The sequence below is a fragment of the Okibacterium sp. HSC-33S16 genome, from assembly GCF_024171565.1.
Classification (GTDB): domain Bacteria; phylum Actinomycetota; class Actinomycetes; order Actinomycetales; family Microbacteriaceae; genus Mycetocola_A.
In genome coordinates, this window is sequence record NZ_JALJZZ010000004.1 from 242487 (window position 1) to 268716 (window position 26230).

The following is a 26230-nucleotide window of genomic DNA, read 5'->3' on the forward strand; positions in this document are numbered from 1 at the left end:
TGCAGCCTATGCTGAAACTGAGCTTTCGTCATGTTGTTTCGTGCGCGGGAGCGTCACTCGTCTGAAGGAAGCCATGTCTGAACGCACGCCGCGCGCACCGATTCGCACGGTCCTGCTCTGGACCCTGCTCGCGGTCGGCGTGCTCACCGTGGCCGCGGTCGCGTGGATTGGGCTGCGCGGTGGTGCCGCAGCCGACGAGCTGCGCTCGGCTAAGGCCGTTGCCTACACGCTAAGAGACCAGTTGCTGGCCGGGGACACCGCCGGAGCAACCGCATCGAACGCCGAGTTGATCGCCACAACCGAGCGTGCTGCCGAGCTCACGTCGGATGTGATCTGGCGGGCGGCCGAACACGTGCCATTCATTGGTCCGAATCTCTCGGTTGTCGGGGAGAGTGCGGCCGTCGTCAACGCCCTGGCCGCAGACGTGGCGCGGCCTCTGCTGCCGCTCGCCGAGACCATCGACTTTGCCTCCGTGACCGGGTCAGCCGTCGACCTGGCGCCACTCGCCGCAGCGGCGCCTGCACTCTCTGAGGCCCGGGAGGTCGTCGAGCCGCTGCGCTCCCGGATGCGGTCACTCGACACCGGTGCCGTGCTCCCGTTTATCCGCGACGCCGTGAGCGAGTTGGACGGGCTCGTCGAGACGACGGCAGACACGGTGGCGTCGCTCGACCGTGCCGCAACCCTGCTCCCGGCCATGCTCGGCGGGAGTGAGCCCCGCAGCTACCTCATGCTTGTGCAGAACAGTGCCGAACTGCGTGCCTCAGGTGGTCTGGTGGGAGCGACGGCGGTGCTGACGGCATCCGCTGGGCAGATTAGTGTTTCAGATCAGAAATCGAGCGCAGATTACCCGGTGCTGGCCACGCCGGTGCTGCCGGTCACGCCGGCCGAGGCGAACCTCTACGGTGACAAGCTCGGTCGGTATGTGATGGATGTGAACCTGACGCCCGAGTTCGCGCGATCGGCCGAGCTTGCACTCGCCATGGCGGAGCCGGTGTATGGGCGCACCTTCGATGGTGTTGTGGCGATCGACCCGTACGTGCTCGGCCGGGTGCTCGCGGCGACCGGGCCGGTGTCGGTGACGCCGGATCTCGTGCTCACCGATGCCAACGTGGTGCAGGTGCTGCTCAGTGATGTGTACAGGGACGTTGCGGATCCGCTGGCGCAGGACGCGTTCTTTGCCGCAGCGACGGATGCTGTGTTCGCGGCCGTGACGGCAGACGGCGTCGACCCGCGCGCCCTGCTCGGGGCGCTGATTGACGGGGCTTCAGCTGGGCGGATCCTGCTCTGGAGTGCCCACGACGACGAGCAGGAGGCGCTCGCCGAAACGACGCTGGCCGGAAGCCTGCCGGCCGCGACAGAGAACGCCGTCGGGTTCTATCTCAATGATGCCACCGGCGGGAAGATGGGCGTCTATCTCGACGCGTCGGCCAACATGGGCTGCGCGCCCGCCGACACGGGCGCTACGCACCGCGCGGAGATCACCCTGACCAGCACGGCGCCGGCAGACGCTGGCGCCGCCCTTCCCGAATACGTCACGGGCAACGGCATCTTCGGGGTGCTCGCCGGGGAGATCCGTACGCAGGTGCTCGTGGTGCTTCCGCCCGGCGCGCAGGTGCTGACGGCGACACGTGGCGACGACAAACTCGCCACCATTGGTCGGGACGACGCCGGCCGCACCGTGGTCTCGATCTTTGTCCAGGTGGCGCCAGGGGAGTCGGTGACGGTCACCGTCGACGTCGTGGCAGACACGGTCGAGACGGTGGTGTCGACACCCGGTGTGGAGCTCTCCCACCCCGAACGGGGATATGTGCAATGCCCAACCAAGGAATAACCTGAGAATCACTCACATTTGGTTGGGGCGGGTCGATCCCGATTCAGCCGCCTCACCATTGTGTGCCGAGCGAAGGAGCGTGTGAGGTGTTTTCTCGAGCAATCGTCGTGGCCGCCGTGGCCGTGGCCGCAGCACTGTCCCTGCCAACGGCCGCGGCGGCAGAGCAGTATCCTCCGCGAGGCGGTGCCGCCGTTGCGATCGTCGGCTGCAAGGCACAGTTCGTCGCTGAGCCGGGCTACTTCGAACCCGGCGAAACCGTCACCTTCGTGATCACCGGCGCCAACGACCGGGAGATCACGGTGACCCCCGCTGCCCTGCGGGCAAAGACCTTCCCGGGCTTCACGGCAGCGAGCGACGGCAGCCTCGTGGTCAACGTGAACTCGCCGGCGCGCACGAGCGGCGAATACGAGCTCACCACCACCGGCACGCAAAGCCCGACCCGCGGTCCGATCGTGTTCACTCCGACGTCGAGCTGTAACCCGAGCGAGAACACCGCGCTGCCCAACACCGGCGCGAACCTCACCCCGGTGTGGCTCGGTGGCGGCATGCTCCTCGTCGGCGGCTTCGCCCTCGGCGGCGCCTGGGTCGTCCGTCGGAAGCGCGTGTGACGCACCCCCTGCCCGCCTCGCGAACCGCACATTCTGTGTGCGGGGAGCGGCAGCATCCGTTCGTGTCCTCCGCGCCCCGATTTATCGGCTATTCTTATTGAGGCCCTCGGGCCATCGGGGTGTGGCGCAGCTTGGTAGCGCGCTTCGTTCGGGACGAAGAGGTCGTGGGTTCGAATCCCGCCACCCCGACAGATCAGCCGTTCGGTTCTATGAACCGGGCGGTTTTTTTGTTTCCCTCGCGGCTGCGTCGGCAGAAGGATAAAGCGCCGAGGAACGGATGCCGGTGGCCCGGTTGATCCAGTTCTCGGCGCGATGTCCGTGTGCGGCGTCGCGGCCGACCTACGTGCGCGCCACCAGGGTGAGCAGTGTCGCTTCAGGGCGGCAGGCGAACCGCACAGGGGCGTAGATCGAGGTGCCGAGCCCGGCGCTGACGTGCAGGAACGCGGAGCGCAGGGCGTGGCGCCAGAGGCTCAGGCCCTTCACTTGCGCGCGCGGGATGTCGCAGTTGGTGACGAGCGCCCCGAACCCTGGCACGCAGACCTGGCCGCCGTGGGTGTGGCCGGCGAGGATGAGGTCGGCGCCGTGGTTGACGAACGAGTTGAGTACGCGCTGGTACGGCGCGTGAGCGACTCCGATGTGCACGACGTCACCAGGGGAGGTGGACGCGAGGCTGTCGTCGTCCTGCTGGGCGTCGAGCAGACCGGTGAGAAGGTCGAGGCGGTCAGCGCCGATGTGCGGGTCGTCGACCCCGAAGACCTTGAACGTCGTGCCGTGGAGAGTCACGGTGCCGACGGCGTTGTTGAGTGCCTGCCAGCCGAGCGCATCCTGGAAGAACGACTCGAGCCGAGCCGTGTCGAGGTTGCGAACCCGCTTCTTCGGCGCCGAGCCGCTCGACGATGGGCCGGCGAAGTAGCGCAACCAGTTCTTGCGCTGCGGCCCGTAGTAGTCGTTCGAGCCATTGACGTAGAGGCCAGGCACGCCGCCGAACTCGGCAAAGGCGCGTTCAATACCCGGGATGCCGTCTTCGTGTCCCAGGTTATCGCCGGTGTCAACGATGAGGTCGGGCTTCAACTCGGCGAGCTGCCGCACCCAGGCTTGTTTGTCACGCTGCCACGGCGCCATGTGCAGGTCGGAGAGGTGAAGAATGGTGACGGATGCTGCGCCTTTCGGCAACACAGGAACCGTCTCTTCTCGCAGTGTGAACTGCTTCCGCTCGACCAGCGAGCCCCACGCGAATGCGGCGCTACCGGCGAGGGCCAGGGCGCCAAAGGCTACCCCGACCCTCCCTGTCACGCGCGATGCGGATTCGCTCACTCGCAGGCTTGTCTCTTGACGGTGATCGTCACGGTCTGGCCGGCGGCGAGCTGGGTGTCCGCAGCGGGGTTCTGCTTGGACACCACACCCTTGCCTGGGCCAGCTTCCGGGTCGACCTCACATTCGCCGGCGACGCCGTAGCCAACCCCTTCAAGGGTCTTCTTGGCCGCTTCCGGGTCAGCGCCGACGACGTTCGGCACGGTCACCGGGGCGACGCCGCTCGACGGGCGCAGGGTGATTGTCGAACCTGTGGCGACTTCGCTGCCCGCACCCGGATCCGTGGCGGCCACGAGGCCAGCGCCGATGCTTGAGTCAACCGGAGCTCCGACCTGGACGCCGAAGCCGGACTTCTCGAGAATCGAGGTCGCCGCTTCAACGGACTGTCCGGCAACCTCAGGAACCGCGACGCGCTTCGCCTTGATCAGCGACTCGCTCGGGTCGGGGAACGCGTCTCCGCCGTACTTCGCGATCGACGACTTGAGGATCCCGCTGAACACGGCGAACTTCGCGCTGAAGCCCGTCACGCCCCTTTTCACGTTGACGTCGTACATGCTCGAGGATCCTGAGACGTTTCCGATCCAGAGCGAGGTGATGGCGTTGCTCGTACCACCGGTGATCCAGGAGTGCACCGCGTCATCCGCGGTTCCGGTCTTACCCATGAGGGGAGCGCCGGACACTGCGGCGCGAGACGCCGTGCCGCCGCCCTTGAAGACCGTCTCCATGGCAAACGTTGCGGCATGAGCGACCTCGGGGGTCACGGCTTGCGTGCAGGTGCTCTTCGGCGCGGCGATCTCGGCCCCGTCCGGGCCGATCACCTTGTCGATGGCGATCGGCGTGCAGGTGAGGCCGCTGTGTGCGATACCGGCAATAGCGGTTGCGAGCGACAGCGGAGCGATTTCGTTGGCACCAAGCAGGGTTGCCGGGAAGCGCTCGAGTGGCTTTCCGTCAGCGCGGTGAACTCCCATGTCTTCTGCACCCTGGAAGATCGAGCACATGTCGAGCTTCTGCGCCATGGCGATGAACGCGGTGTTCACCGAGCGGCGGGTGGCGTCGATCGGGGTGATCGAGCCGGGGCTCGTGCCGTCGTAGTTCTTCGGGGTGTACGACTGGGTGTAATTCCCTGAACAGCTGTCTGTCCACTTGGAGAAGGTGCGCTTGGCCCCGTTCACCGACTCGTTGAGCGAGTGCCCCTCTTTGAGCCAGTCAAGGAGGATGAATGCCTTGAACGTTGAGCCGACCTGGAAGCCGGACGATCCGCCGTAGCCCTTGTCAGTGTTGTAGTTCACCGAGGTGTACTCGTTGCTCGTCGCAGTGACCGCGGGGTCATTGCTGAAGATCTTGTTCTGCGCCATCGCGAGCACGCGGCCGGTTCCGGGCTGGACGGTCGAGGCCGCCGCACCGATATTGGTTCGCGCCATCGAGTGAGGGATCTGTGCATCGAGCGAGGCCTGGCTGGCGGCCTGCAGGTCGAGGTCCAGAGTGGTGTAGATCTGGAGTCCACCGCGTCGAAGCGCGGCAGCGCGTTCTTCCTTCGTTGCGCCGAACGCCGGGTCCTGCTTGACGATCCAGGTCACATAGTCACAGAAGAATGCGGCGTTTCCGGCGGTCTGGCATCCGCTGCTCGGCGGCTGGATCGCCGGAGTAATCGGCGCAGCGATGGCCCAAGCGTGCTGCTCTGCCGTGATCTTGCCGTGCTCGAGCATGTCGTCGAGCACGTAGTCGCGACGGATCTTGGTCTTGGAATAACCGTCCGCCGCACCGTTGACCTCGTTGGCCGGCTTGTCGATGCGGAGGTTGCTCGGGTTGTTCACCATGGCGACGAGGGTCGCTGCCTGCTCGACGTTGAGGTCGATGGCGTTGACGTTGAAGTAGTACTTGGCGGCAGCCTGAATGCCGTAGGTACGGGCACCGAAGTTGGCGATGTTCAGGTAGCCGAGAAGGATGTCGTCCTTCGAGTAGTCCTTTTCAACACCGATGGCGAGACGCATTTCCTTGAGCTTGCGCGCAGCACCCTCGGCGCCGCTCGCCGTCGTAGCGTCTTCCGCACACGCGTTGAGCTCCTCGTTGGTTGCCGACTCGGTCTCACACTGCTGGATGAGCACGTTCTTCACGTACTGCTGCGTGATCGACGATCCACCCTGGGTCTGGCCACCGACCACATAGGTCTTGAAGATGGCTCGAGCGGTACCGATGATGTCGACGCCACCGTGCTCGAAGAAGCGCGGGTCCTCAGCGGCAACCGCGGCGTCCTTCGCGAACTGCGACACCTGGTCGCTCGTGACTTCTTCACGGTTCTGGTCGTAGAACGACGCGAGCAACGGCGTGCTGCCGTCGGACGCGGTCGCGTAAATATTGGTCTTTTCCATCGACTGACCCACTTTGAGGTAGTCGGGAAGTCCGTCGAACACACCGATGGTGTTGTTCGCGGTCATGCCGGTAACGGCAAGTGCGGGGGTCACGGCAGCGGTCACGAGGATTCCGGCTGCGACACTCAGGCCGACGAAGCCGAGGAAGCCCCCGAGCACACCTCTAGCCGTGCGTTTTTGTTCAGGCATAGGATCACTTTAAGCGACAAATCTGTAAAAGCGCCTTAATGGGCGTAGCGGAGGGTCAGCGCCCGCGCTGTGTCGCCGGACTTCGCGGCCCCCTGATGTCGTTCTCATCACCGATACCGAAGGACCACCATGACCCGCTGGGAGTACCTCACGACCCCCCTCATGATTCACAACACCGCCGCAATCCTCAATAACTGGGGATCCGACGGCTGGGAGCTGGTGCAGGTTGTCAACGGCCCCGAGGGTGGGCTCGTTGCGTACCTCAAGCGCCCGATTGCCGAGGCTAACTAGTGGCCCGCATCACCGACCGGCTCGCTGAGCTGGGGCTCGAGCTTCCTGCTGTCGCCGCGCCCGTCGCCGCCTACGTTCCCGCCGTCGTGCAGGGCAACCTCGTCTACACCTCCGGCCAGTTGCCGTTCGTGTACGGTTCCCTCCCGGCGACCGGCAAGGTCGGCGCAGACGTTTCCGCTGAAGACGCGCAAGCGTATGCGAAGACCTGCGCACTCAACGCGCTGGCCGCGGCGGAGAGCGTGATCGGCTCGCTCGACCGCGTGACGCAGGTGGTGAAGGTGACCGGCTTCGTGGCATCCGACCCCACCTTCACCGGACAACCGGCTGTCATCAACGGCGCATCGACTGTACTGGGCGAGATCTTCGGTGACGCCGGTATTCACGCCCGGTCAGCCGTTGGCGTTGCGGTGTTGCCGATGGACGCGCCTGTCGAGGTGGAGCTGGTGCTCGCGTTTGCCTAGCTGACGCCCGCGTTGGCCGAGCTGACGGTCGCGTTGGCCGAGCTAGCCCGCACGTTCGCCGAGTTGACGGTCGCATTGGCCGAGCTGACGCCCGCGTTGGCCGAGTAACCGACGCCGGGCACGGAGAAAGCGCTGATACACGGATGCCTATGGGCACGAACTCCGTGCATCGGCGCTTTTTCCTTATGCGCCGTCTCCAGCTCGCCCTTCACCCGGGCACGTCAGCGTCCAACTTCGCACAGCGACTTCGCGTTCCACGGCACCGACCGCTGGGTCATGCACCATGGGCCGATGAACGTACAAGCGTGGCTCAATTTGCGCGACGGCATTGCTCATCGCGGTGACGCCTTTGACGCGGGGTTCACCGGGTATGCCATCAGGAAGGCGATCGGCGAAGACCGGGTGCGGGTGGTCCGCCGTCAGTGGCTGTACACCCGGCGTTGCCCGGCGCCTCTCGTCACCGCGGCGTCACTCGGGGCTCGGCTCACCTGCCTCACCGCGGCCAAGCAACTCGACCTGTGGACGATCGACGATGATCGAACTCATCTCGCGGTGGCGCGACACGCTGTCGTGCGTCCGAGTGCCGGGCTTCGTCTGCACTGGGGCGAGCCGCTCGTGCCCGTCGGTCCCTTCGAGCTCGTCGATCCTGTCGAGAACCTGCTCGCTCACCTCGCAGACTGTCAGCCTTTCGAGAACGCCATCGTCGTTTTCGACTCTGCTGTGCGAAAGGAGATGGTGAATCACGTTCAGCTCAGCAAATGGCAACTGCGATCACGCGCCTTTCGGCGATTAGCGCAGGCGACAAGCCAGTTCAGCGACTCAGGCATTGAGAGCCTCCCCGTCATTCGGTTGCGACGTCGTGGTATCGAGATGCGGCAACAAGTGTTCATTGATGGGCATCCCGTAGACGGTCTCATCGGCGAGCGACTGATCCTGCAGATCGATGGCTACGGACCCCACTCGGATCCCAAACAGCGTCGGCGGGACCTTGCCCAGGACGCCCGCCTCGTGTTGCGTGGCTACACCGTGCTGAGATTCGACTACTACCAGATCATGTACGGCTGGGACAGCGTGGAGGCGACAGTTCTCGCGGCAATGGCGCAAGGGCTGCACCTCAAGACACGGATCCAGCGCTAGTTCGCGTAGTTAACGTTTCGCACGCCACGCGCACTGGCTCGAGATACGGAAAACGGCCCGGTACATGGAGAGGAGCGTCATCCTCCTCCGTGTCTCGGGCCGTTTTCCGTCCTGGAGTGCGACGGGCTACTTCGCGGTGACCTGACCGGTGATGATCTGCATCACCGTGGTGTCAGCGAGCGTCGTCGTGTCGCCGACGTCCCTGCCCTCGGCAACATCGCGCAGCAGTCGCCGCATGATCTTGCCCGAGCGCGTCTTGGGCAGTTCGTTCACGACGAAGACGTCCCGCGGCCGGGCGATGGGGCCGATCTGCTCGCCGACGTGCCCGCGCAGTACGGCAGCGATGTCCTCCACCGCGGCGGACTCCTCGAGCATGCTCTCCTTAATGATGACGAATGCGACGACGGCCTGCCCGGTGGTGTCATCGGCAGCGCCGACAACAGCGGCCTCCGCTGTGAACGGGTGAGCGACGAGCGCCGACTCGATCTCTGCGGTCGAGAGACGGTGTCCCGACACGTTCATCACGTCATCGACGCGTCCGAGCAGCCAGATGTCGCCATCGTGGTCTAGTCGCGCGCCGTCGCCAGCGAAGTACTTGTCGCCGAACTTGTCCCAGTAGGTTTCCTTGTACCGTTCCGGGTCACCCCAGATGCCACGAAGCATCGACGGCCATGGCTCGGTGACGACGAGCAGTCCACCGTTGCCGGTGCCCACGTGCGTGCCGTCATCGTCAACCACGTCGATCGAGATGCCCGGGATGGGCACCTGCGCGGAACCCGGCTTCGTTTCCGTGACGCCCGGCAGCGCCGAGATCATGATCGCGCCGGTCTCGGTCTGCCACCAGGTGTCCACAATCGGAGCCGCCTTCGCGCCGATGACCTTCCGGTACCACATCCATGCTTCGGGGTTGATCGGCTCACCGACCGAGCCGAGCAGGCGAATCGACGACAGGTCGAACTGCTTCGGGATCTTCCGCCCCAACTTCATAAACGAACGGATGGCTGTTGGCGCCGTGTAGAACGTCGTCACCTTGTACTTCTCGATGATTTCCCACCACCGGCCCGGGTGTGGCGTGTCCGGCGTGCCCTCGTAGAGCACCTGCGTTGCGCCGTTAGCGAGTGGTCCGTAGACAACGTAGCTGTGGCCGGTGATCCAGCCAACGTCCGCGGTGCACCAGTACACGTCTGACTCCGGCTTGAGGTCGAACACCACTTTGTGGGTGAACGCGCACTGGGTGAGGTACCCGCCAGACGTGTGCAGGATACCCTTCGGCTTCCCCGTCGTCCCCGAGGTGTACAGGATAAACAGCGGGTTCTCCGCCTCAAACGCCTCGGCCTCGTGCTCGGGCTCGGCCTTCGCCATCTCCTCGTGCCACCACAGGTCGCGGTCGGTCCACTCGACCTCGTTCTCGCCGCGCTTCACGACGAGCACATGCGTTACCGAGTCCTGCGGACCCAAATCGCCACGCGCCTCAAGTGCCGCGTCGACCGCAGGCTTGAGCGCACTGACCTTGCCCTTGCGCCAGCCACCATCCGCGGTGATCACGAGCTTCGCGCTCGCGTCATCGACACGCGACCGGATACTGTCGGCACTGAACCCGCCAAAGATGACCGAGTGCACCGCGCCGAGCCGGGCAACGGCGAGCATGGAGATGACGGCCTCGGGAATCATCGGCAGGTAGATGGCGACTCGGTCGCCCTGCCCGATACCCAGGCCAGCGAGAACGTTCGCGGCCTTCTTGACCTCGGCGGTCAGTTCGGCATAGGTGAGCGTCCGGCTGTCGCCCTGCTCGCCCTCCCAGTGGAACGCCACACGGTCACCGTTGCCGGCGTCGACGTGGCGGTCGAGGCAGTTGTAGGCGACGTTGAGCTTGCCGTCATCGAACCACTTCGCAAAGGGAGGGTTCGACCAGTCCAAGGTCCGGGTGAACGGAGTCTCCCAGTGCAGCAGCTCGCGAGCCTGTCGGGCCCAAAACTCCAGACGGTCGGCCTTCGCTTCCTCGTAGAGCGCGGTGGTTGCGACCGCATTCGAAGAAAATTCCTCGCTCGGGGCAAACTTGCGGGATTCGTGCAGGAGGTTGTCGATCTGAGGGTTCATGTTGTGGGTACTCGCTCCTTTGCGACGCGGGGTGCCGGTCACTTCTGTGTGACTCATACAGACTGTACCCCGAAAGCGACCCACCCAAACGGGAGCCAAAATGAGCCGTCTGAAACCGGTCCACTGTTTGGGGGACTCGAAGCGCGATTTCCGCTTGCATAAGCATGCATTCCGCGTATGCTTGGCAACGGCCGAATTCTTATATTCGAGCATGCGGCGTGATGATTCCCCCCAATCTAACGCCGCTTGTGGCGGCATCCATTTCCCCCAATGGATGTCGCCATCTAACTTTCTACGGGACCGTATCCGCCCGGCCCTCCACAGCCGGCCCTCCACAGCCGGTACCCGCTGATTTTTATCCACGGATGCCTGCGGCCAGCTCCCCACACATCGCGGCGTTCATAACGTTGTGACATGGGCTCCCGCTTCGTTGCCTCTCCCTCGATAGGGCCACCGGCTGGTGTACCGCCGTCGGTGGTGGTTTCCGTCGTTCGCTCGGCGGTATCCGCGTCATCGGCGGCACCGGCCGAGCCGAGGAGTCCGGCTCGCTTCGTCGCCGTCCGTGCCCCGGTTGACGACCCTGAGAAGCCTGCAGACCCCGACCAGTCCACCGGCTCGCCACCCCAGACCCCAGCCGGACCGCCCGATGTTTCCCCCGACGTCGGCGGCCCGGCTGGCCCCTCGGCCCCAGCCACACGAGCGCGCCTGTCGCTGGCCGCCGAGTGCGGCCCGCTCGGGCCCTACCTCGTCTCATCCGATGTGACCGACCTCTTCTTCAACGGCGAACAGGGCGGATTCTGGGTCGACCGCGGCGACGGGCTCCTGCGGGATGACTCCCTCGCGCTTTCCGAGAAAGACATCCGCACCCTGGCCGTGCGCCTCATCGCGCTCGGCGGTCGCCACATTGACGAGGCAACGCCGTGCGTCGACGTTCGGCTGCAGGGCGGTGTCCGTGTGCACGCGGTGCTGTCTCCGATCTCGGTGACCGGCACCCTCCTCAGCATTCGGGTGCCGCAGGTTCGGCGGCTCAGCCTGGCCGAGCTCGGCGACGCCGGCATGTTCGACGCCCAGCACGCCAGCGTCCTTGCCCGCGCCGTCACCGACCGTACGAATCTCCTCATCACCGGGGCGGCCGGCTCCGGCAAGACCACCCTGCTCGGCGCACTTCTCGCTACCGCTCCGGCCACCGAGCGGATCGTCGCCATCGAAGACGTTGCGGAGCTTGGCGTGGACCACCCGCACTTCATTTCCCTTGAGTCTCGACAAGCCAACCTTGAGGGCGCTGGTGCCATCGGCATGGATCGCCTGGTGCGGGAAGCACTTCGGATGCGTCCCGACCGACTGGTCGTGGGGGAGTGCCGTGGCGCTGAGGTGCGCGAATTGCTCGCCGCTCTCAACACAGGCCATGACGGAGGAGCCGGCACCCTGCACGCCAACTCGCTCGTCGATGTGCCCGCGCGAGTGGAGGCACTCGGTGCACTCGCCGGGATGACCCCGGACGCGGTTGCCCGTCAGACCGTCAGCGCGATCGGCCTGGTGCTCCACCTCGAACGCGTCGGTGGAGTCCGCCGACTCGCTCGATTGGGCAGGTTCGAACTCGATGGGCAGGGGCGACTGGCCATTGCTGAGGTGGCGGCATGAGAAAAACCGACGCGCCATTGGCGGTCGAGGCGGTTGCGGCCCTCACCGAACGCCTCGCCGTCCTCCTCGGCGCCGGGGTTCCGCCGGCGTCAGCCTGGCAATACCTTGCCGATGCTCCGGCTTCGAGTGAACAGGCGAGTGGCGAAACCGGGTTGGTCGTGACGGCAGCTGCGCTCGCCGCCCGAGACGGCATTGACGTGCCCGCCGCAATGGTGTCGGCCGCACCTGACGGCCCGGCAGGCGAAGCCTGGCGTTCCGTCGCGGCCGCCTGGTCCGTCGCGATCGGTACCGGTGCCCGGCTCGGTCCCTGCCTCTCTCAACTCGCGCGCTCACAGCGTGCACTCGGCCAGACCCAGCGCGACATCGATGCCGCGCTCGCTGGCCCCCGATCAACGTCACGGCTTGTTTTGGCCTTGCCAGCGGTCGGGCTGCTTTTCGGGTCGGTCCTCGGCTTCGACACGCTCGGCACACTCTTCGGTACCGTTCCCGGACTCGTGTGCCTCGTCTCGGGTGGAATGCTCGCCATCATCGCGTGGCGCTGGTCCAACCGGATGGTACGCAGAGCAGTGCCGCGTACCAGTGCGCCCGGGCTGGAAATCGACCTGCTGGCCATCGCCCTGTCCTCCGGCGCCTCCATCGATCGCGCCCGAGCCACAGTCGAAACGGCGCTGGCCGAATCCGGCCTCACCCGAGGCGACAGTCGTCGCTCATTGCAGACGAAACGGGCCGTCGCTGAGCGACGGGGCGGCATGATGGCCGGGGCTCCGCTCGAACGCTCAACGGTGGCGATCGACGGAGTACTTGCCCTGTCGCGGGCAGCCGGCATCCCCGCCGCCGAGTTACTCGTCAGCGAAGCTGACGCTGTTCGTCGCGACGCCCGCTCGCGCGCTCAGCGGTCGGCCGCCGCTCTCGGCACGCGACTCATGCTTCCGCTCGGCGTGTGCATTCTTCCCGCATTCATGCTTGTCGGGCTCGCTCCGCTCATGCTCAGCGTCCTGTCCTCCACAGTCGCGGGTTTCGGCTGAGGTCCGCCCATCTTTCCTCCCAGCTCGTCGGCGGTGTTGCAGCCGTTCGACACTGGAAGTCCTCGAGCCGCCAGCAACGAATGCGAAGGGAAACAGCATGAGCGCGAGGGCAACGGTGGACGGAAGCGGGGAAGAACCTGTCAGTCGGATTCGGCGGCAGGCGCGGGCCGTCGGACGGCGCCTGCGAGATGACGATGGCGCAGCGACGGCGGAGTACGCGATTGCGACGATGGCGGCAGTCGGGTTCGCGGGATTGCTGGTTGTCATCATGAGAAGCGACGAGGTGAGGACCATACTCACGGACCTGGTGCGTCGCGCACTCACCTTCAACGGATAGCCATGGCTGTCGGACGGGCGGGAAGGCATCGTCGGCCCGACGGCAGTGATGGTGCGACTCGGGCGGACCGTCGCTGGAGCGAGTCGGCCGGCAGTGTCACGGCGGAGTTTGCTGTGGCGCTGCCGGCCGTCGTCGTTGTGCTCGCCTGTTGCCTGGGCGCGGTACAGATTGCGTCTCACCAGGTTCGGCTGTCAGACGCTGCCGCCGATGCTGCGCGGACGCTCGCCCGCGGGGACCCGGTTTCCGTCGCCGTGGCACGAGTACAGCGGGTTGCGGGCCCGGCGGAGCTGACCACGTCGCGGTCGGGGGACTTTGTCTGCGTGGAGCTGAGCGCAGTGGCCGGTCCCGCCGTGCTTGCAGGGATACGGATCCGCGCGTCGGGGTGTGCTCTTGCCGGCGGGCTCTGATCGTTGGGGGAGGACATGAACGCATCACTGGTCAGCACTCGTGACCGTGGACCGGAGGCGCATTCGGAAGCGAAGAAGGAGGAGGGGTCGGGGTCCGTTCTCGCCGTCGCCCTCGCCGCGTCGATCCTCGCCCTCACCGGACTGGCGCTTCCTCTTAACCAGGCGCTCACCGTTCGCCAGCTCGTCGCAAACGCGGCCGACGCGGCGGCGCTCGCCGCAGCGGATACCGCGTCGGGTGTGGCGGTCGGCTACCCATGCGCCAATGCGGCGGTGGCCGCCCGACTCAACGGTGCCGAACTCGGCGAATGTGTGGTTGACGGACTCAAGGTTCGCGTGACCGCAGTGCGCCGGGTACTCGGTGTTCCGGTAACCGTGGTCGCGGTGGCCGGGCCTCCCGCAACGGAGCCTCTCGCAGGGTGAGCCGCCGGAGGCAAGGGGGTGGCGTGTTCATTCTGCCCGGACGATACTCGGGGCAACACTCCGCACTCTCGGAAAGGGGGCCGTCGATGACCGAACTCGTTTCGCAGGTGGATCCGCCCGGAATCTCGGCAAATTCGGCGTTCGCGCAAGGGATGATCGCCCCCGCCGGGCGCATGGTCTACGTGGGCGGGCAGAACGGAACCGACCGCTCGGGCGAACTGCTGAAGGGAATCGGCGCCCAAACCGAGCAGGCCCTTCGCAACGTGTTGGCCGTGTTAGCTGAAGCGGGGACCGGGCCGGAGAACGTGGTCAAACTGACGGTCTATCTCGACCCAAGTGTTGATCCGCGCGACGGTTACGCGGCAACGGCAACGGTATGGGGAAACCGGCGCACCGCCGTGACGGTGCTCGCGGTTGCCCCCGCCCGAAGCGGCGCACTCGTAGAGATCGATGCGATCGCCGCGATACCGTGACCGCCGGTGGCTGACCTCGTCGCGGCGACCCTATTCGTCGTCGAAGTTCGTGGTCAGATACCGGTAGTTCACGGCACTCGGACGGTCAGAGTCCTCCGACTCGAACTCTTGCCCGGCCGTTCGTGCATAGACATAGGTCTTGCCGCTTGCGGCGGCGATGTCTACGGTCGGGCGAGGATCTCCTGAGGAAAGGAAATCCGCTGACAGCGTCTTTCCCTCCAACGGGCCGTCGGTCAGTTTGGCGGTGTAGCTGCTCGTCATTGATGCGCTCATAGCCCCATTCTGCTCTTTCCCCGCACCTTTTCAAGAGGGCCCAACGCTCAAGCACCGGCCGGACGACGCTCCCGGAGGCACGCCGAGGATTAGGTGCTCCCCAGCAAAGGGTGTGTATGGTGTGCACGACGAAAGGAGTCGGGTGCCAGGCACAAAGAAGCTGGTCATTGTTGAGTCACCGACCAAAATGAAGTCCATCGCCGGGTACCTCGGCGATGGGTATGAAGTTCTGAGTTCAGTGGGTCACATTCGAGACCTCGCAGAGCCCAAGAACCTCCCGGCTGAACTCAAAAAGGGCGCGTTCGGCAAGTTTGCCGTCGACGTCGACAATGACTTCGAGCCCTACTACGTGGTTTCCGACAACAAGAAAAAGACGGTGGCCGAGCTCAAGCGAGCTCTGAAGAACGCCGACGAACTCCTGCTCGCGACTGATGAGGACCGCGAAGGTGAAGCCATCGCGTGGCACCTGCTCCAGGTGCTGCAGCCGAAGGTTCCCGTCAAGCGCATGGTGTTCCACGAGATCACCAAGGACGCGATCCTCGCTGCGAAGGACAACACCCGCGACCTCGACGTCGCGCTCGTCGACGCCCAGGAAACTCGTCGAATTCTCGACCGTATATATGGGTATGAAATCTCACCCGTTCTCTGGCGCAAAGTCGGCCCCAGTCTCTCGGCCGGCCGCGTGCAGTCCGCAGCAACCCGCCTGATCGTCGACCGCGAGCGTGAGCGCCTTGCGTTCACCGCTGCCAAGTACTGGGACCTCACGGCCCAGGCCGCTCCCGACACAGACGCCACCCACTTTGAAGCGCGACTCGTTCGACTCGACGGCCAACGCGTGGCCACCGGCCGCGACTTCGACGACACCGGCAAGCTCACGACCAAGGCCGTGCCGTTGGATGAGCAGGCGGCACACAGGCTCGCCGCTGCGCTGGCCGGACCCGCGGCATCCGCTGTGGTCTCCAAGGTGGAATCGAAGCCGTATTCTCGCCGTCCGGCCGCACCGTTCACGACGTCGACCCTGCAGCAGGAAGCCGCGCGCAAGCTGCGCTTCTCGGCCCGCCAGACGATGAGCGTCGCCCAGTCTCTGTACGAGAACGGGTACATCACCTACATGCGAACCGACTCGCCGTCGCTCTCGAGCCAGGCGATCAAGGCGGCGCGCGACCAGGCGACCGCGCTCTACGGTGCCGAAACGGTCCCAGACAAGCCACGTGTCTACGCCGGCAAAAACAAGAATGCGCAGGAAGCCCACGAGGCCATCCGCCCGTCGGGAGACACCTTCCGCACGCCGTCGTCACTGTCGTCGAGCCTTCGCGGCCAGGACTTCAAGCTGTACGAACTGATCTGGAAGCGCACCGTCGCCAGCCAGATGGCGGACGCCAAGGGTTCAACCGCAACCGTGACCATCGAGGCGCAGGCGGACGGTCAGACCGCCGAGCTGACGGCATCCGGAACCGTCATTACATTCCGCGGATTCCTGCACGCCTACGAAGAGGGCCAGGACGAAGAGCGCAACGCGAGCGACAACGCTGCCCGTGAGGCGAAACTGCCGCCGCTGACCGAAGGCCAGTCGCTTGCGCTGAGCGAGGTTGAGGCGAAGGGGCACGAGACCTCACCGCCCCCGCGCTACACCGAAGCGAGCCTCGTCAAGACGCTCGAAGAGCTGGGTATCGGGCGCCCGTCGACCTACGCGCAGACCATCGCGACCATCACCGACCGTGGCTATGTCACGGCGCGTGGCCAGGCGCTGATTCCGTCGTGGATCGCGTTCAGCGTTGTTCGGTTGCTCGAGGAGCATTTCAACGACCTCGTGCAGTACGACTTCACCGCGGAAATGGAAGAGGACCTCGACCGCATCGCCGGTGGCGAGCAGGACCGCACCGAGTGGCTCAAGTCCTTCTATTACGGTGGTGACGACCACCGCGGCCTGCGCAAGGTTGTCGACAACCTCGGTGAGATCGACGCGCGCGAGATCAACTCGATTCGACTGAGCGACACGGTCACGATTCGCATCGGCAAGTACGGTCCATACCTTGAAGTGACGGATGCGTCGGCGCCCGTCCAGGAGGACGGCTCACCTGCCGTTCCGCGCCGGATCAATATTCCCGAAGAGCTCGCTCCCGATGAACTCACCCTGGCTAAGGCGCAGGAACTCATCGACGCTCCCGTGCTCACCGACCGCGTGATTGGTGTGAACCCGGAGAACGGCAAGGAGATCCTCGCGAAGGACGGCCGGTTCGGTCCGTACGTCACCGAGGTCGACCCTGAGCCCGAGGACGAAGCCGCCGTCGACCTCACCACCGGTGAGGTGACCGACGCGCCGAAGAAGAAGGCACCCGCGAAGAAGAAGGCCGCAGCGCCCAAGCCGCGCACCGCGTCGCTCTTCAAGTCGATGTCGCTCGACACCATTGACCTCGACACGGCGCTCAAGCTGCTCGACCTGCCGCGTGTGGTTGGCGCAGACCCGGAGAGTGGCGAGGAGATCACGGCGCAGAACGGCCGGTTCGGGCCGTACCTCAAGAAGGGCACCGACTCGCGCTCGCTCGAGAACGAAGACCAGATCTTCGAGATCGAACTGCCCGCAGCGCTCGAGATCTTTGCGCAGCCGAAGTACGGCAACCGCCGTGCCTCGAGTGCGCTCAAGGAGTTCGACGCTGACCCGGAGAGCGGCAAGCCGATCAAGGTGAAGGACGGCCGGTTCGGTCCGTACGTCACCGATGGTGTGACGAACGCGACGATCCCGAAGGCCGAGTCGGTCGAGGACATCGACTTCGACCGCGCCGTTCAGCTGCTCGCCGACAAGCGGGCCAAGGGCCCGGCGGCTCCGCGCAAGAAGGCGGCGGCCAAGAAGCCTGCCGCGAAGAAGCCAGCTACAAAGAAGCCTGCCGCCAAGAAGACGACGACCACTGCGAAGAAGCCGACCGCGGCGGCCAAAGCGAAGGCAGCGGCCACGGCTAAGACCGGCGTGTCGACGAAAACGGCTGCGGCCAAGAAACCGGCAGCGACGAAGACCGCAACTCCGGCGACCGCCGAGTAATGGCGGCATCCGACGGGTATCCCGGGCTGTTCATCACCCTCGAGGGTGGTGACGGCTCGGGCAAGTCCACCCAGGCTGCTGAGCTCGAGAAGTGGTTGCTCGGCCGGGGCCGCGTCGTCGTGCGCACGCGCGAACCGGGCGGCACCGACTTCGGTATCGAGGTGCGCGAGATCGTGCTGCACCACCGCGGTGACATCACCCCACGTGCCGAGGCGCTGCTCTACGCGGCGGACCGGGCCCACCACATCATGACCAAGGTGCGCCCGGCGCTTGAGCGCGGAGAGGTGGTCCTGCAGGACCGCTACATTGACTCGTCGCTGGCCTACCAGGGCGCGGGTCGTGACCTCGGCATCGACGAAGTGCGGCAGTTGTCGACCTGGGCGACCGGCGGCCTGTTGCCCGACCTCACCATCCTGCTCGACCTCAACGAGGACGCGGCTCGGCTTCGGCTCGATGCGTCGCGCACCCGGTTCGACCGGCTCGAGGCGGAAAAGTCCGCCTTCCATCGACGGGTTCGTGAGGTGTACCTCGACCTGGCCCGAGCGGAACCTGACCGATTTTTGGTGCTGGATGCCACGGCATCCGTTTCCGATCTGGCTGAAAGCATCCGTTCGAAAGTGGCCACGCTCCTCTAGGGATACCGCAAGGTTGCTGCGAGGGAGCTCGCCGCGGAATGTGGTGTCGGAACCCACAGGTAGGGTTGAAACATGGCCACCTGGGATGACGTCATCGGGCAGAGCGACGCTGTGTCGCTGTTGCGCGACGCCGCATCCGACCGCGGCGATGACGCGCACGGTTCGATGACGCACGCGTGGTTGATCACCGGTCCGCCCGGCTCAGGCCGCTCGAACCTGGCCTATGCCTTCGCGTCTGCGTTGCTGAGCTCCGACCCCGACGGTGACCCGGCAACGGCGAAACAGGTCGACGCCCGCACACATCCCGACTTGACGGTGCTCTCCACCTCGAACGTCATCATCAAGATCGACGAGGTGCGTGAGCTGGTGCGGAGTTCGCAGTTCTCACCGGCGGTCGGTCGCTATCGGGTGATGGTCATCGAAGACGCCGACCGCATGGCCGAGCGCACCTCCAACGTTCTGCTCAAGGCTCTCGAAGAGCCGCCAGAGCGCACCGTCTGGGTGCTCTGCGCGCCGAGCGAAGCTGACCTCATTCCGACCATTCGATCGCGGGTTCGCCCGATTCGATTGCGTGTGCCGAGCGTGGAAGAGGTCGCCGGGCTGATCCAGCGCCGCGACCAGGTTGACGCAGAGACTGCCGAACGCGCCGCACGGCTCGCGCAAAGCCACGTCGGCATGGCCCACCGGTTGGCGACGGATGCCGGTGCTCGCGACAGGCGCGACGAAACGCTCAAGGCGGCCCTGGGCATCCGCAGTGTGTCCGATGCGGTGCGTGCGGCCGCTCGCATGATGGAGATCGCCGGCGATGACGCCAAGGCGTACACCGAGGCCCGCGACGCTGAAGAGCGTGAGCACGCGTTGCGTTCGCTCGGTGTCGAGCCGGGGGAGAACCTGCCGCCCGGGTTGCGGTCGCAGATCCGGTCGCTCGAAGACGACCAGAAGCGCCGGGCAACTCGCAGCCTGCGCGACGGACTCGACCGTATCCTCGTCGATCTGCTCTCGCTCTACCGCGACATCATCATGCTGCAGCTGGGTCGACCCGAGACGGTGATCAACAAGGAGCTCCTCGACCTTCTCGAGCAGGCCGGTGAAGCGGGGAGCCCCGCCGAGACCATGGCGACCATGGACGCGATCCAGCAAACCCGGCGGCGTATCGAAGGCAACGTCGCGCCGGCGCTGGCCCTCGAAGCCCTGCTCGTGACGGCGATTCGATGAGCGCCCGCCCCCGCGAGACACCGACAGAAGCCACACCGACCCAGCGGAGATTTCCCGAGTGACAGTTCGACAGCGACCGAGCGGCATCCGTTCGGCACACACCGGTAAAAAAGTCGCCGGAATCCTGGCCCTCAGCGTTGCACTCGTGATGACGTTGAGCGGATGCGTGACGGCATTCTTCCCCGAGAAGGAACCGGCGGTGGTCGCGACCTCAACGCCCAGCGATGAAGACGTTGCCGAGAACCTGCGCGAGTTTTACGGGCAGAGCGTCAGCTGGTCGAGCTGCGAGCGCACGTTCGAGTGCGCGACGGTTGTCGCGCCGATGGATTGGGAGAACCCCGAGGACGGCGACATTGAGCTCGCGCTGATCCGCCAGCGGGCGAAGGGCGACGCCATCGGCTCGCTCCTGGTGAACCCGGGTGGACCGGGAGCCTCTGGCTATGAGTTCGTCCGGGATTCAGTGAGCTTCGCCACCGACAGCAAGCTGCAGCAGAACTTCGACATCGTCGGTTTCGACCCGCGTGGGGTCGGGCGTTCAACTCCGGTGACGTGCCTCGACGATGAGGGCATGGACGAATACCTCTACGGTCTGTCCGCCGAGGAGCGCGGCAGCGAAGCATGGATGGCCGAACTGGCGGACAGTGCGAAACAGTACGGCGATGCCTGCGCCGAGAACACCGGAGCGTCGCTCGAGTTCACCGATACCGTGAGTGCCGCGCGCGACCTCGACCTGATGCGGGCCGTTCTCGGTGATTCCGAGCTGTACTACCTCGGCTACTCGTACGGCACCTTCCTCGGCGCCACCTACGCCGAGCTCTACCCCACGAAGGCTGGCCGCCTCGTCCTCGACGGCGCGATCGATCCGTCGACGAGCAACTTCGAGGTGAACATCACCCAGGCCAAGGGCTTCGAGAGCGCGCTGCGTGCGTACCTCGACGACTGCATCGGTACGGCGAAGTGCCCGTTCAAGGGGTCTGTCAATGACGCGATGGTGACCATTGGTGGGCTGCTCACATCCGTCGACGCCTCGCCGATCCAGAATGCTGACGGGCGCGAGCTCGGTGCGAACACCTTGCTCACCGCGATCATTTACCCGCTGTATTCGCCCGAATCCGGGTGGCCGCTGCTCAGCGAAATGTTCGTCGACGTGATGAGCGGAAGTGCGGAGTACGCCTTCTCCTTCGCGGATGCCTACAACGGCCGAAACGCAGACGGTACCTACCGCGACAACTCGACCGAAGCGTTCACGGCATACAACTGCCGCGACTACACCTACGACGATGACCCGGCACGGATGGAGGCGGAAGCCGCTGAACTCGCGGCTGCAGCGCCCACCATCGGACCCTTCTTCGGCTACGGTGACATCGGCTGCGCGAACTGGCCGTACCCGGATGGAGCCGAACGCACGGAGATCGCGGCAGCAGGTGCTCCGCCGATCGTTGTCGTCGGAACCACGAACGACCCGGCCACTCCGTACGTCTGGGCCGAGGCTCTGGCCGAGCAGTTGGCGAGCGGCGTACTCGTTACCTATCAGGGTGAAGGGCACACCGGATACAACAAGGGCAGCGAGTGCGTGAATGCGGCGGTGGACGACTATTTGATCTCGGGCACTGTGCCGACCAAAGATCCGCGGTGCTCCTGATGTGGTCGTAAGCGGTCCGGGAACCCTGTACGATTGATAGCTGTGTGCGTCGTATCGACCGTTTTCGGTCGGAGCGAAACACGCCGCCTTAGCTCAGTCGGCAGAGCGTTTCACTCGTAATGAAAAGGTCGTGGGTTCGATTCCCACAGGCGGCTCCACAAATTGAACGACGAAAACCCCGGCTTCGGCTGGGGTTTTTGTCATCGCGGGGCGTCATCGAGGGCCGGCCGCCCCGATCAGATTTCCTTCGGGATCGAAGAACTGACCGACCACGAGCTTGCCATTTGGATTGTGGGATGGTGCCAGGGCCGTCGTGGCACCGAGGGATTTCGCCAACTCGAGTGCATCTTCGACGTCGTCTACCCCGACGTAGAACAATGCGCGAGGTTGGAAAGCAGCGCCACCGCCGATACCGCCCGCAACGGGGTGTCCATTCACGGGCGGGCTGATGAAGCCATAGTCGCCGGTGTCAGAAATCTGCGGGGCTACTGCTGAGTCAGTGTCCGCATCCCATCCGAACAAGGCTTTGTAGAAGCGGCGGAGCTCCGCCGGATTCCGCCCGATGATTTCGAAGTGCACGACCGGGTTCGCCATTGTTCCTCCAGCGTTGGTTGAGGATGTGGACAGCGTACACATGAGCTCGCGCGCCGGGGTGAGTGTCGACTCATCGGCGGTTTGCAAAGACGGTTGCGGACCGCAGAAGCGCCGGGGTCGCTGCGACTATCTCGTTCGCATGGACTGCAAAGCAGATTGCTTGGCAGCGGAGAGGCTGCCAGCATGTGGTCATGGTCGCTCTCATTTCGCACACGACTTTCGATTGCCGCGACGCCTACACGCTTTCAGTGTTCTGGAGCAAGGTTCTCGGATTCGCTCCCGATGCCGACAATCCTGACGGTCCCGGAGATGAAGAGTGCATGATCTTCTCAGCTGACGGTACCCAGCGGTTACTGTTCGTCGAGGTTCCCGAAGCGAAACAGGTCAAAAACCGACTGCACCTTGACCTTGTTCCTGACGAGGGCACGCGCGATCAGGAGTTGAAGCGCCTGCTGGAGTTGGGTGCTCGAGCGATCGATGACCGACGAATGCTGGATGGGTCGGGTTGGGTCGTGCTTGCCGATCCCGAGGGAAACGAGTTCTGCATCCTGCGAAGCGAAGCCGAACGCTCACGTTGAGTGCTCTGAACGGCAACGCTCTCGAAACGTCGATTGCCCCGAGTCGGGGTCGAACCCGCTGAGGTCCCATGAAAGGTCAGCTCAAAGCGGGCAGATATCGCCGCTGAGCGATGCGGCCGGACCCCTCGTGTGCGCTCTGCTTAAGTGCTTCACTGAGCACAAATGAGCAACTCTCAGAGGAGACGCATAATGGACAATCCAACGTACCTTGGGACCGATATCTCGGGAATGATCCATGCTGCTCGCGCGGAGGCGCGACGAATAATGGAGGCCAATAAGGGCGACGTGATCGGCGATCACCAAGCCATTCTGGATCGGCTGGAGACGGGTGGTTTGATCACCGGTGAGGAATCACGGACGCTCTTGGATTTGTACAAACTCGGTTATGAGGCGGGTGAACCGAAGGGCGAGCCCCAGCGGGCGTACTTCCAGTCCCGAGAGATCTACAACAAGCTGGCCGCAAGCGGTAAGGCCAGCCCTGTCGCACTCGTTGTGGCGTCGGCTTCAATCGGCTCGTTTGAAATTTCGGAGGATCCCGGAGGGTCAACGACGGTCACGATCGCCCGGGTGAGTTACGGCTCAAGCCTCGCTGGCATCGGAGCCGGGATCGGGTCCCTCTTCGGCGGACCCGCTGGTGGTGTGCTCGGTGGAGCGATTGGCGGGCTCATCGGTGGAATCGTGGACGACAAGAAGGGGAAGAAGTAGGCGGCCTGCTCGTGCGCGTCGCTTTCGCCAGCCGCCTCGCCGGGCTGCGCGGAAAAGTCCCGCACAGCACGGCGAAGTCAGGTCGACCGAGGCTTAGTCGTCGGTGACGATGATGTTCACGTCGATGTTGCCCCGGGTTGCGTTCGAGTAGGGGCAGAGCTTGTGCGCTTCATCCGCGATCTCCTGAGCGAGAGCAGCGTCGAGTTCGGGAATGACAACCTCGAGGTCCACGGCCAAGCCGAAACCACCGTCATCGTTCGAGAGCACGTGCACGCGCCCGCCAACGGACGAATCACCGAGGTTAACCTTCTTCGCGCGGGCCGCGGCCTGCAGCGCAGAGTGGAAGCAGGTGGCATAGCCGGCGGCAAACAGTTCTTCGGGGTTTGAGCCGTTCCCTGAGCCGCCCATTTCCTTGGGTACGGCCATTTCCATATTCACTCGACCGGATGGTGTGGTGACGCGGCCGTTGCGGCCTCCGCCGGTGGCGAGCGCTTCGGCGGTGTAGATCGGTGTCATTGTTGTCCTTCCCAACTGAAACTGCCTCGGGCAAGAACTCGAGGCGTCTTTCACGTTACGCGGCTGTGGCTGGGAGCTCGGACTTCTCCCCAACCTGAGCTGGCTCTGCTACCCTCGCGTCACACGACGAGTGGATCGAGGCCAAGGTGCGGAGAACGTTGACGACGACAGTCATTGTGATGGCGGCGCTCTCGCTCGCGGGGTGCTCCGTTGATCCCGCCAGCTCGGTGTACGACGGCGAGCAGACCGACGCTGACCGCATCCCTGACTTCGTCATGAGCGACGGGAACGCCGAGAACTACGACCTCGACAGTTCGCGCTTTCTCGGAACGGCCAAAGGCCGCGAGTTCTATGCTGTCCGCAGTGTGGAGATGGGACATTGCATCGCGACGGTGGTGGCGGAGCCCGTCGACTGGCACATCGTCTGTTCGCCCTCTGGAGAGATGAGGTTCAGTGGTTCCGGCGTCCAGGGGCGCTACTTTCCCGGCGGGTACCCGGAAGACAGTGCAGAAGACGGGTGGATCAGCGTTCACCCCTCGCTGCGCATTCAGGAATAAGCCGGCTCGCGGACAAAGCAGCGTAGTGGCCGAGGCTCGCGGAACGAGGCATTGCCGCGCCCCCCGAACTGTGGGGTACCCCGCCGTTACGCACGGCTGATACCGTCAAGTCAAGCGCTTGAGCCCGCTCGGGTAACGGCGTGACCCCCGACTGTGCCCCCAGACGGGAAAGTCCCCTCTAGCCGCCAATCGGGGTGGCGGGAGGGGACCTTTTTGTTGCCATCCTGGGCAATGCCCCTTGTCCAGGATGCCAGCATACGGGTGCCGGGTTTTCCTGCCCAGTCCCCTAAGCAGGGGACCGGTGGACACTGAGCGGGTCGCCGTCGCTCAGTCCGCGACCGCGAGGTCAAACACCAACTCGAGCCCGTCAATCTCGTCCATCTGGTCGCCGACATGCACGAACGGAAACTTCGCGAGGGTCGCGAGTGACGCTGTGTTGTCGGGGTTGATTGAGGCACGCAGCACTCGGACATCGGGGCTCTCCCGAGCAGCCGCGACGATATGCGTGAGCATTGCGGTGGCGTAGCCACGCCGCTGATACTCGGGAATCACGCTGTAGCTCAACTCGACCATTCCGTCGGCGTCCGGACGGCCATGGAACCCTGACCGGCCAATCACCGTTCCGTCGTCGGCGCGAGCAACAATCCACGCCACCCACTCTTCGTCAGCGGGCTCCCGCTCAACCTGGGCGAGGCGGAGTTCCCACAGCCAGGTGTGCTCGAGGTACTCCTCAGGCAGATCGAACCCGGTAACCCGGCTGGCCTCGGCCAGGTCGCCGGCCGTGAGTGCCCGCAAACCGGCGGCGCCAAGCGGAACGAAAGTGACAGCATCCGTCATTATGAAATTTCGCTCCCCGTCGTGCCGATTGTCGCCGATAGTCTAGACCGGTGACTAACACTGGGCTCCGCTGGGGCATTCTCGGGCCGGGAGGCATCGCCCAGGCGTTTGCGTCTGATCTCGTTCTGCACAATTTCACGGTGCAAGCCGTCGGTTCGAGGCGAGCGGATGCCGCCGCCTCCTTCGCGGAGAAATTCGGCATTGCGAATGTGCACGGCAGCTACGAAGAGCTGGTCGCTGACCCCGAGGTCGATGCGATCTACATTGCGACCCCGCACCCGTTCCACGCCGAGCAGGCGCTGCTCGCACTCAACGCCGGCAAGCACGTGCTCGTGGAGAAGCCCTTCACGCTCAATGCACGTGAGGCCGAAGCCGTCGTTGCCCGCGCGGAGGAACTCGGACTCGTCGTGCTCGAGGCGATGTGGACGCGATTCCTGCCGCACATGGCTCGCATCCGCGAGATTCTCGACTCCGGAGCGATCGGTGAGGTCCGTTCGCTCATCGCCGACCACACCCAGGACCTCCCGGACGACCCGGCGCACCGCATCAACGACCTCGCACTCGGCGGTGGCGCCCTGCTCGATCTCGGCATCTACCCGATCTCGTTCGCCAGCGCCCTGTTCGGTGCGCCAGCCAGCGTGCAGGCCACCGCGACGTTCAAGGACACCGGGGCAGACGCGAGCATCGCAACTCTCTTCAGCTACGGGAACGGCCGGATCGCCACGACCCTGTCGGCAAGCGACACCCGCGGGCCGAACCGCGCCACCATCCTCGGCACCGAGGGACGCATTGAGATCGACGCTGTCTGGTACACGCCGACCTCGTTCACCGTCTACGACGCGGCCGGTGAGGTGACCGAGACCTACCAGTCAGAGGTTGCCGGGCGAGGAATGCAGTTTCAGGCCGCGGAACTCGAGCGACTGGTCGAAAAAGGGCAACTGGAGTCTCCGTTGCTGCCGCACGCGGAGATGGTCTCGATCATGGGCACCCTCGACGACGTGCGCAGCCAGATTGGGCTGGTTTACCCCACCGATTAGTCCACGA

At 64.9% G+C, this 26230-nt stretch carries 26 protein-coding genes and 2 tRNA genes; 21 read left to right on the forward strand and 7 right to left on the reverse strand.

The annotated features are described in order from the left end of the window. The first annotated feature begins 73 nt into the window (after window positions 1-73). The 3 genes from L1277_RS11435 to L1277_RS11445 all read left to right on the forward strand — a co-directional run bounded on the left by L1277_RS11435 (window position 74) and on the right by L1277_RS11445 (window position 2628). Window positions 74-1831 (forward strand): DUF4012 domain-containing protein, encoded by a 1758-nt coding sequence (locus tag L1277_RS11435; protein WP_253376513.1) that lies wholly within the window; start codon window positions 74-76, stop codon window positions 1829-1831. An 86-nt stretch (window positions 1832-1917) separates the two neighbouring features. Further along, on the forward strand, window positions 1918-2439 hold the full coding sequence (locus L1277_RS11440) for a hypothetical protein (RefSeq protein WP_253376514.1): 522 nt from the start codon (window positions 1918-1920) through the stop codon (window positions 2437-2439). Window positions 2440-2554: 115 nt separating this feature from the next. Further along, window positions 2555-2628 (forward strand) — tRNA-Pro (locus L1277_RS11445). 150 nt (window positions 2629-2778) lie between these two features. Here the strand turns inward: L1277_RS11445 and L1277_RS11450 are convergent. Further along, window positions 2779-3753: a metallophosphoesterase gene (locus L1277_RS11450; protein ID WP_253376515.1), complete on the reverse strand. Its 975-nt coding sequence runs from the start codon at window positions 3751-3753 to the stop codon at window positions 2779-2781. Beyond that, entirely contained in the window at window positions 3750-6308 is a 2559-nt protein-coding gene (locus L1277_RS11455; RefSeq protein WP_253376516.1) for a transglycosylase domain-containing protein, read from the reverse strand. The genes L1277_RS11450 and L1277_RS11455 overlap by 4 nt, the downstream gene beginning before the upstream one ends. A gap of 129 nt (window positions 6309-6437) precedes the next feature. On the opposite strand from L1277_RS11455, the gene L1277_RS11460 reads away from it, so the two are divergent. From L1277_RS11460 to L1277_RS11470, 3 genes are all read left to right on the forward strand, one after another. After that, window positions 6438-6599 (forward strand): DUF4177 domain-containing protein, encoded by a 162-nt coding sequence (locus L1277_RS11460; RefSeq protein WP_253376517.1) that lies wholly within the window; start codon window positions 6438-6440, stop codon window positions 6597-6599. Beyond that, the gene (locus L1277_RS11465) at window positions 6599-7060 is read left to right on the forward strand and encodes a RidA family protein (protein WP_253376518.1); all 462 of its coding nucleotides are present in this window, start codon (window positions 6599-6601) and stop codon (window positions 7058-7060) included. Before L1277_RS11460 ends, L1277_RS11465 begins: the two co-directional genes overlap by 1 nt. A gap of 291 nt (window positions 7061-7351) precedes the next feature. Then, on the forward strand, window positions 7352-8197 hold the full coding sequence (locus L1277_RS11470; RefSeq protein WP_253376519.1) for an endonuclease domain-containing protein: 846 nt from the start codon (window positions 7352-7354) through the stop codon (window positions 8195-8197). 126 nt (window positions 8198-8323) lie between these two features. On the opposite strand, the gene acs is transcribed toward L1277_RS11470, so the two are convergent. Further along, on the reverse strand, window positions 8324-10294 hold the full coding sequence (gene acs, locus L1277_RS11475) for an acetate--CoA ligase (protein WP_253376574.1): 1971 nt from the start codon (window positions 10292-10294) through the stop codon (window positions 8324-8326). 477 nt (window positions 10295-10771) lie between these two features. Here acs and L1277_RS11480 point away from each other — a divergent pair, with 477 nt between their 5' ends. The 6 genes from L1277_RS11480 to L1277_RS11505 all read left to right on the forward strand — a co-directional run bounded on the left by L1277_RS11480 (window position 10772) and on the right by L1277_RS11505 (window position 14597). Then, window positions 10772-11935: a TadA family conjugal transfer-associated ATPase gene (locus L1277_RS11480; RefSeq protein WP_308215098.1), complete on the forward strand. Its 1164-nt coding sequence runs from the start codon at window positions 10772-10774 to the stop codon at window positions 11933-11935. Next, window positions 11932-12960, forward strand: coding sequence for a type II secretion system F family protein (locus L1277_RS11485; protein ID WP_253376520.1), 1029 nt, complete (start codon window positions 11932-11934; stop codon window positions 12958-12960). The genes L1277_RS11480 and L1277_RS11485 overlap by 4 nt, the downstream gene beginning before the upstream one ends. Before the next feature lie 97 nt (window positions 12961-13057). After that, entirely contained in the window at window positions 13058-13297 is a 240-nt protein-coding gene (locus tag L1277_RS11490) for a DUF4244 domain-containing protein (protein ID WP_253376521.1), read from the forward strand. Window positions 13298-13299: 2 nt separating this feature from the next. Continuing rightward, complete coding sequence (locus tag L1277_RS11495; protein ID WP_253376522.1) at window positions 13300-13704, forward strand: TadE family type IV pilus minor pilin; 405 nt, start codon at window positions 13300-13302, stop codon at window positions 13702-13704. A gap of 15 nt (window positions 13705-13719) precedes the next feature. Further along, the gene (locus L1277_RS11500; RefSeq protein WP_253376523.1) at window positions 13720-14124 is read left to right on the forward strand and encodes an Rv3654c family TadE-like protein; all 405 of its coding nucleotides are present in this window, start codon (window positions 13720-13722) and stop codon (window positions 14122-14124) included. Between the two features lie 86 nt (window positions 14125-14210). Then, window positions 14211-14597, forward strand: a complete 387-nt coding sequence (locus tag L1277_RS11505; protein ID WP_253376524.1) for a RidA family protein — start codon at window positions 14211-14213, stop codon at window positions 14595-14597. A 30-nt stretch (window positions 14598-14627) separates the two neighbouring features. On the opposite strand, the gene L1277_RS11510 is transcribed toward L1277_RS11505, so the two are convergent. Next, window positions 14628-14870, reverse strand: coding sequence for a hypothetical protein (locus L1277_RS11510; protein ID WP_253376525.1), 243 nt, complete (start codon window positions 14868-14870; stop codon window positions 14628-14630). A gap of 142 nt (window positions 14871-15012) precedes the next feature. Here L1277_RS11510 and topA point away from each other — a divergent pair, with 142 nt between their 5' ends. From topA to L1277_RS11535, 5 genes are all read left to right on the forward strand, one after another. Next, complete coding sequence (gene topA, locus L1277_RS11515; RefSeq protein WP_253376526.1) at window positions 15013-17907, forward strand: type I DNA topoisomerase; 2895 nt, start codon at window positions 15013-15015, stop codon at window positions 17905-17907. Next, window positions 17907-18542, forward strand: coding sequence for a dTMP kinase (gene tmk / locus L1277_RS11520; protein WP_253376527.1), 636 nt, complete (start codon window positions 17907-17909; stop codon window positions 18540-18542). The genes topA and tmk overlap by 1 nt, the downstream gene beginning before the upstream one ends. A gap of 72 nt (window positions 18543-18614) precedes the next feature. Next, window positions 18615-19757, forward strand: a complete 1143-nt coding sequence (locus L1277_RS11525) for a DNA polymerase III subunit delta' (RefSeq protein WP_253376528.1) — start codon at window positions 18615-18617, stop codon at window positions 19755-19757. Window positions 19758-19815: 58 nt separating this feature from the next. Then, window positions 19816-21399 carry an alpha/beta hydrolase gene (locus L1277_RS11530; RefSeq protein ID WP_253376529.1) on the forward strand — a complete coding sequence of 528 codons (1584 nt, stop codon included), beginning with the start codon at window positions 19816-19818 and terminating at the stop codon, window positions 21397-21399. An 82-nt stretch (window positions 21400-21481) separates the two neighbouring features. Then, window positions 21482-21557 (forward strand) — tRNA-Thr (locus L1277_RS11535). A 55-nt stretch (window positions 21558-21612) separates the two neighbouring features. On the opposite strand, the gene L1277_RS11540 is transcribed toward L1277_RS11535, so the two are convergent. After that, window positions 21613-21993: a VOC family protein gene (locus L1277_RS11540; RefSeq protein ID WP_253376530.1), complete on the reverse strand. Its 381-nt coding sequence runs from the start codon at window positions 21991-21993 to the stop codon at window positions 21613-21615. Between the two features lie 191 nt (window positions 21994-22184). Here L1277_RS11540 and L1277_RS11545 point away from each other — a divergent pair, with 191 nt between their 5' ends. Both L1277_RS11545 and L1277_RS11550 read left to right on the forward strand, forming a co-directional pair. Beyond that, window positions 22185-22571: a VOC family protein gene (locus L1277_RS11545; protein ID WP_253376531.1), complete on the forward strand. Its 387-nt coding sequence runs from the start codon at window positions 22185-22187 to the stop codon at window positions 22569-22571. A 189-nt stretch (window positions 22572-22760) separates the two neighbouring features. After that, window positions 22761-23276: a hypothetical protein gene (locus L1277_RS11550; protein WP_253376532.1), complete on the forward strand. Its 516-nt coding sequence runs from the start codon at window positions 22761-22763 to the stop codon at window positions 23274-23276. Window positions 23277-23369: 93 nt separating this feature from the next. Here the strand turns inward: L1277_RS11550 and L1277_RS11555 are convergent, their stop codons facing one another. Beyond that, on the reverse strand, window positions 23370-23792 hold the full coding sequence (locus L1277_RS11555) for an organic hydroperoxide resistance protein (protein ID WP_253376533.1): 423 nt from the start codon (window positions 23790-23792) through the stop codon (window positions 23370-23372). Between the two features lie 158 nt (window positions 23793-23950). On the opposite strand from L1277_RS11555, the gene L1277_RS11560 reads away from it, so the two are divergent. Beyond that, window positions 23951-24349, forward strand: a complete 399-nt coding sequence (locus tag L1277_RS11560; protein WP_253376534.1) for a hypothetical protein — start codon at window positions 23951-23953, stop codon at window positions 24347-24349. Between the two features lie 327 nt (window positions 24350-24676). Here L1277_RS11560 and L1277_RS11565 read toward each other — a convergent pair whose 3' ends face one another. After that, the gene (locus L1277_RS11565; protein ID WP_253376535.1) at window positions 24677-25186 is read right to left on the reverse strand and encodes a GNAT family N-acetyltransferase; all 510 of its coding nucleotides are present in this window, start codon (window positions 25184-25186) and stop codon (window positions 24677-24679) included. Between the two features lie 50 nt (window positions 25187-25236). Here L1277_RS11565 and L1277_RS11570 point away from each other — a divergent pair, with 50 nt between their 5' ends. Continuing rightward, on the forward strand, window positions 25237-26223 hold the full coding sequence (locus L1277_RS11570; protein ID WP_253376536.1) for a Gfo/Idh/MocA family protein: 987 nt from the start codon (window positions 25237-25239) through the stop codon (window positions 26221-26223). Window positions 26224-26230 lie beyond the last annotated feature (7 nt).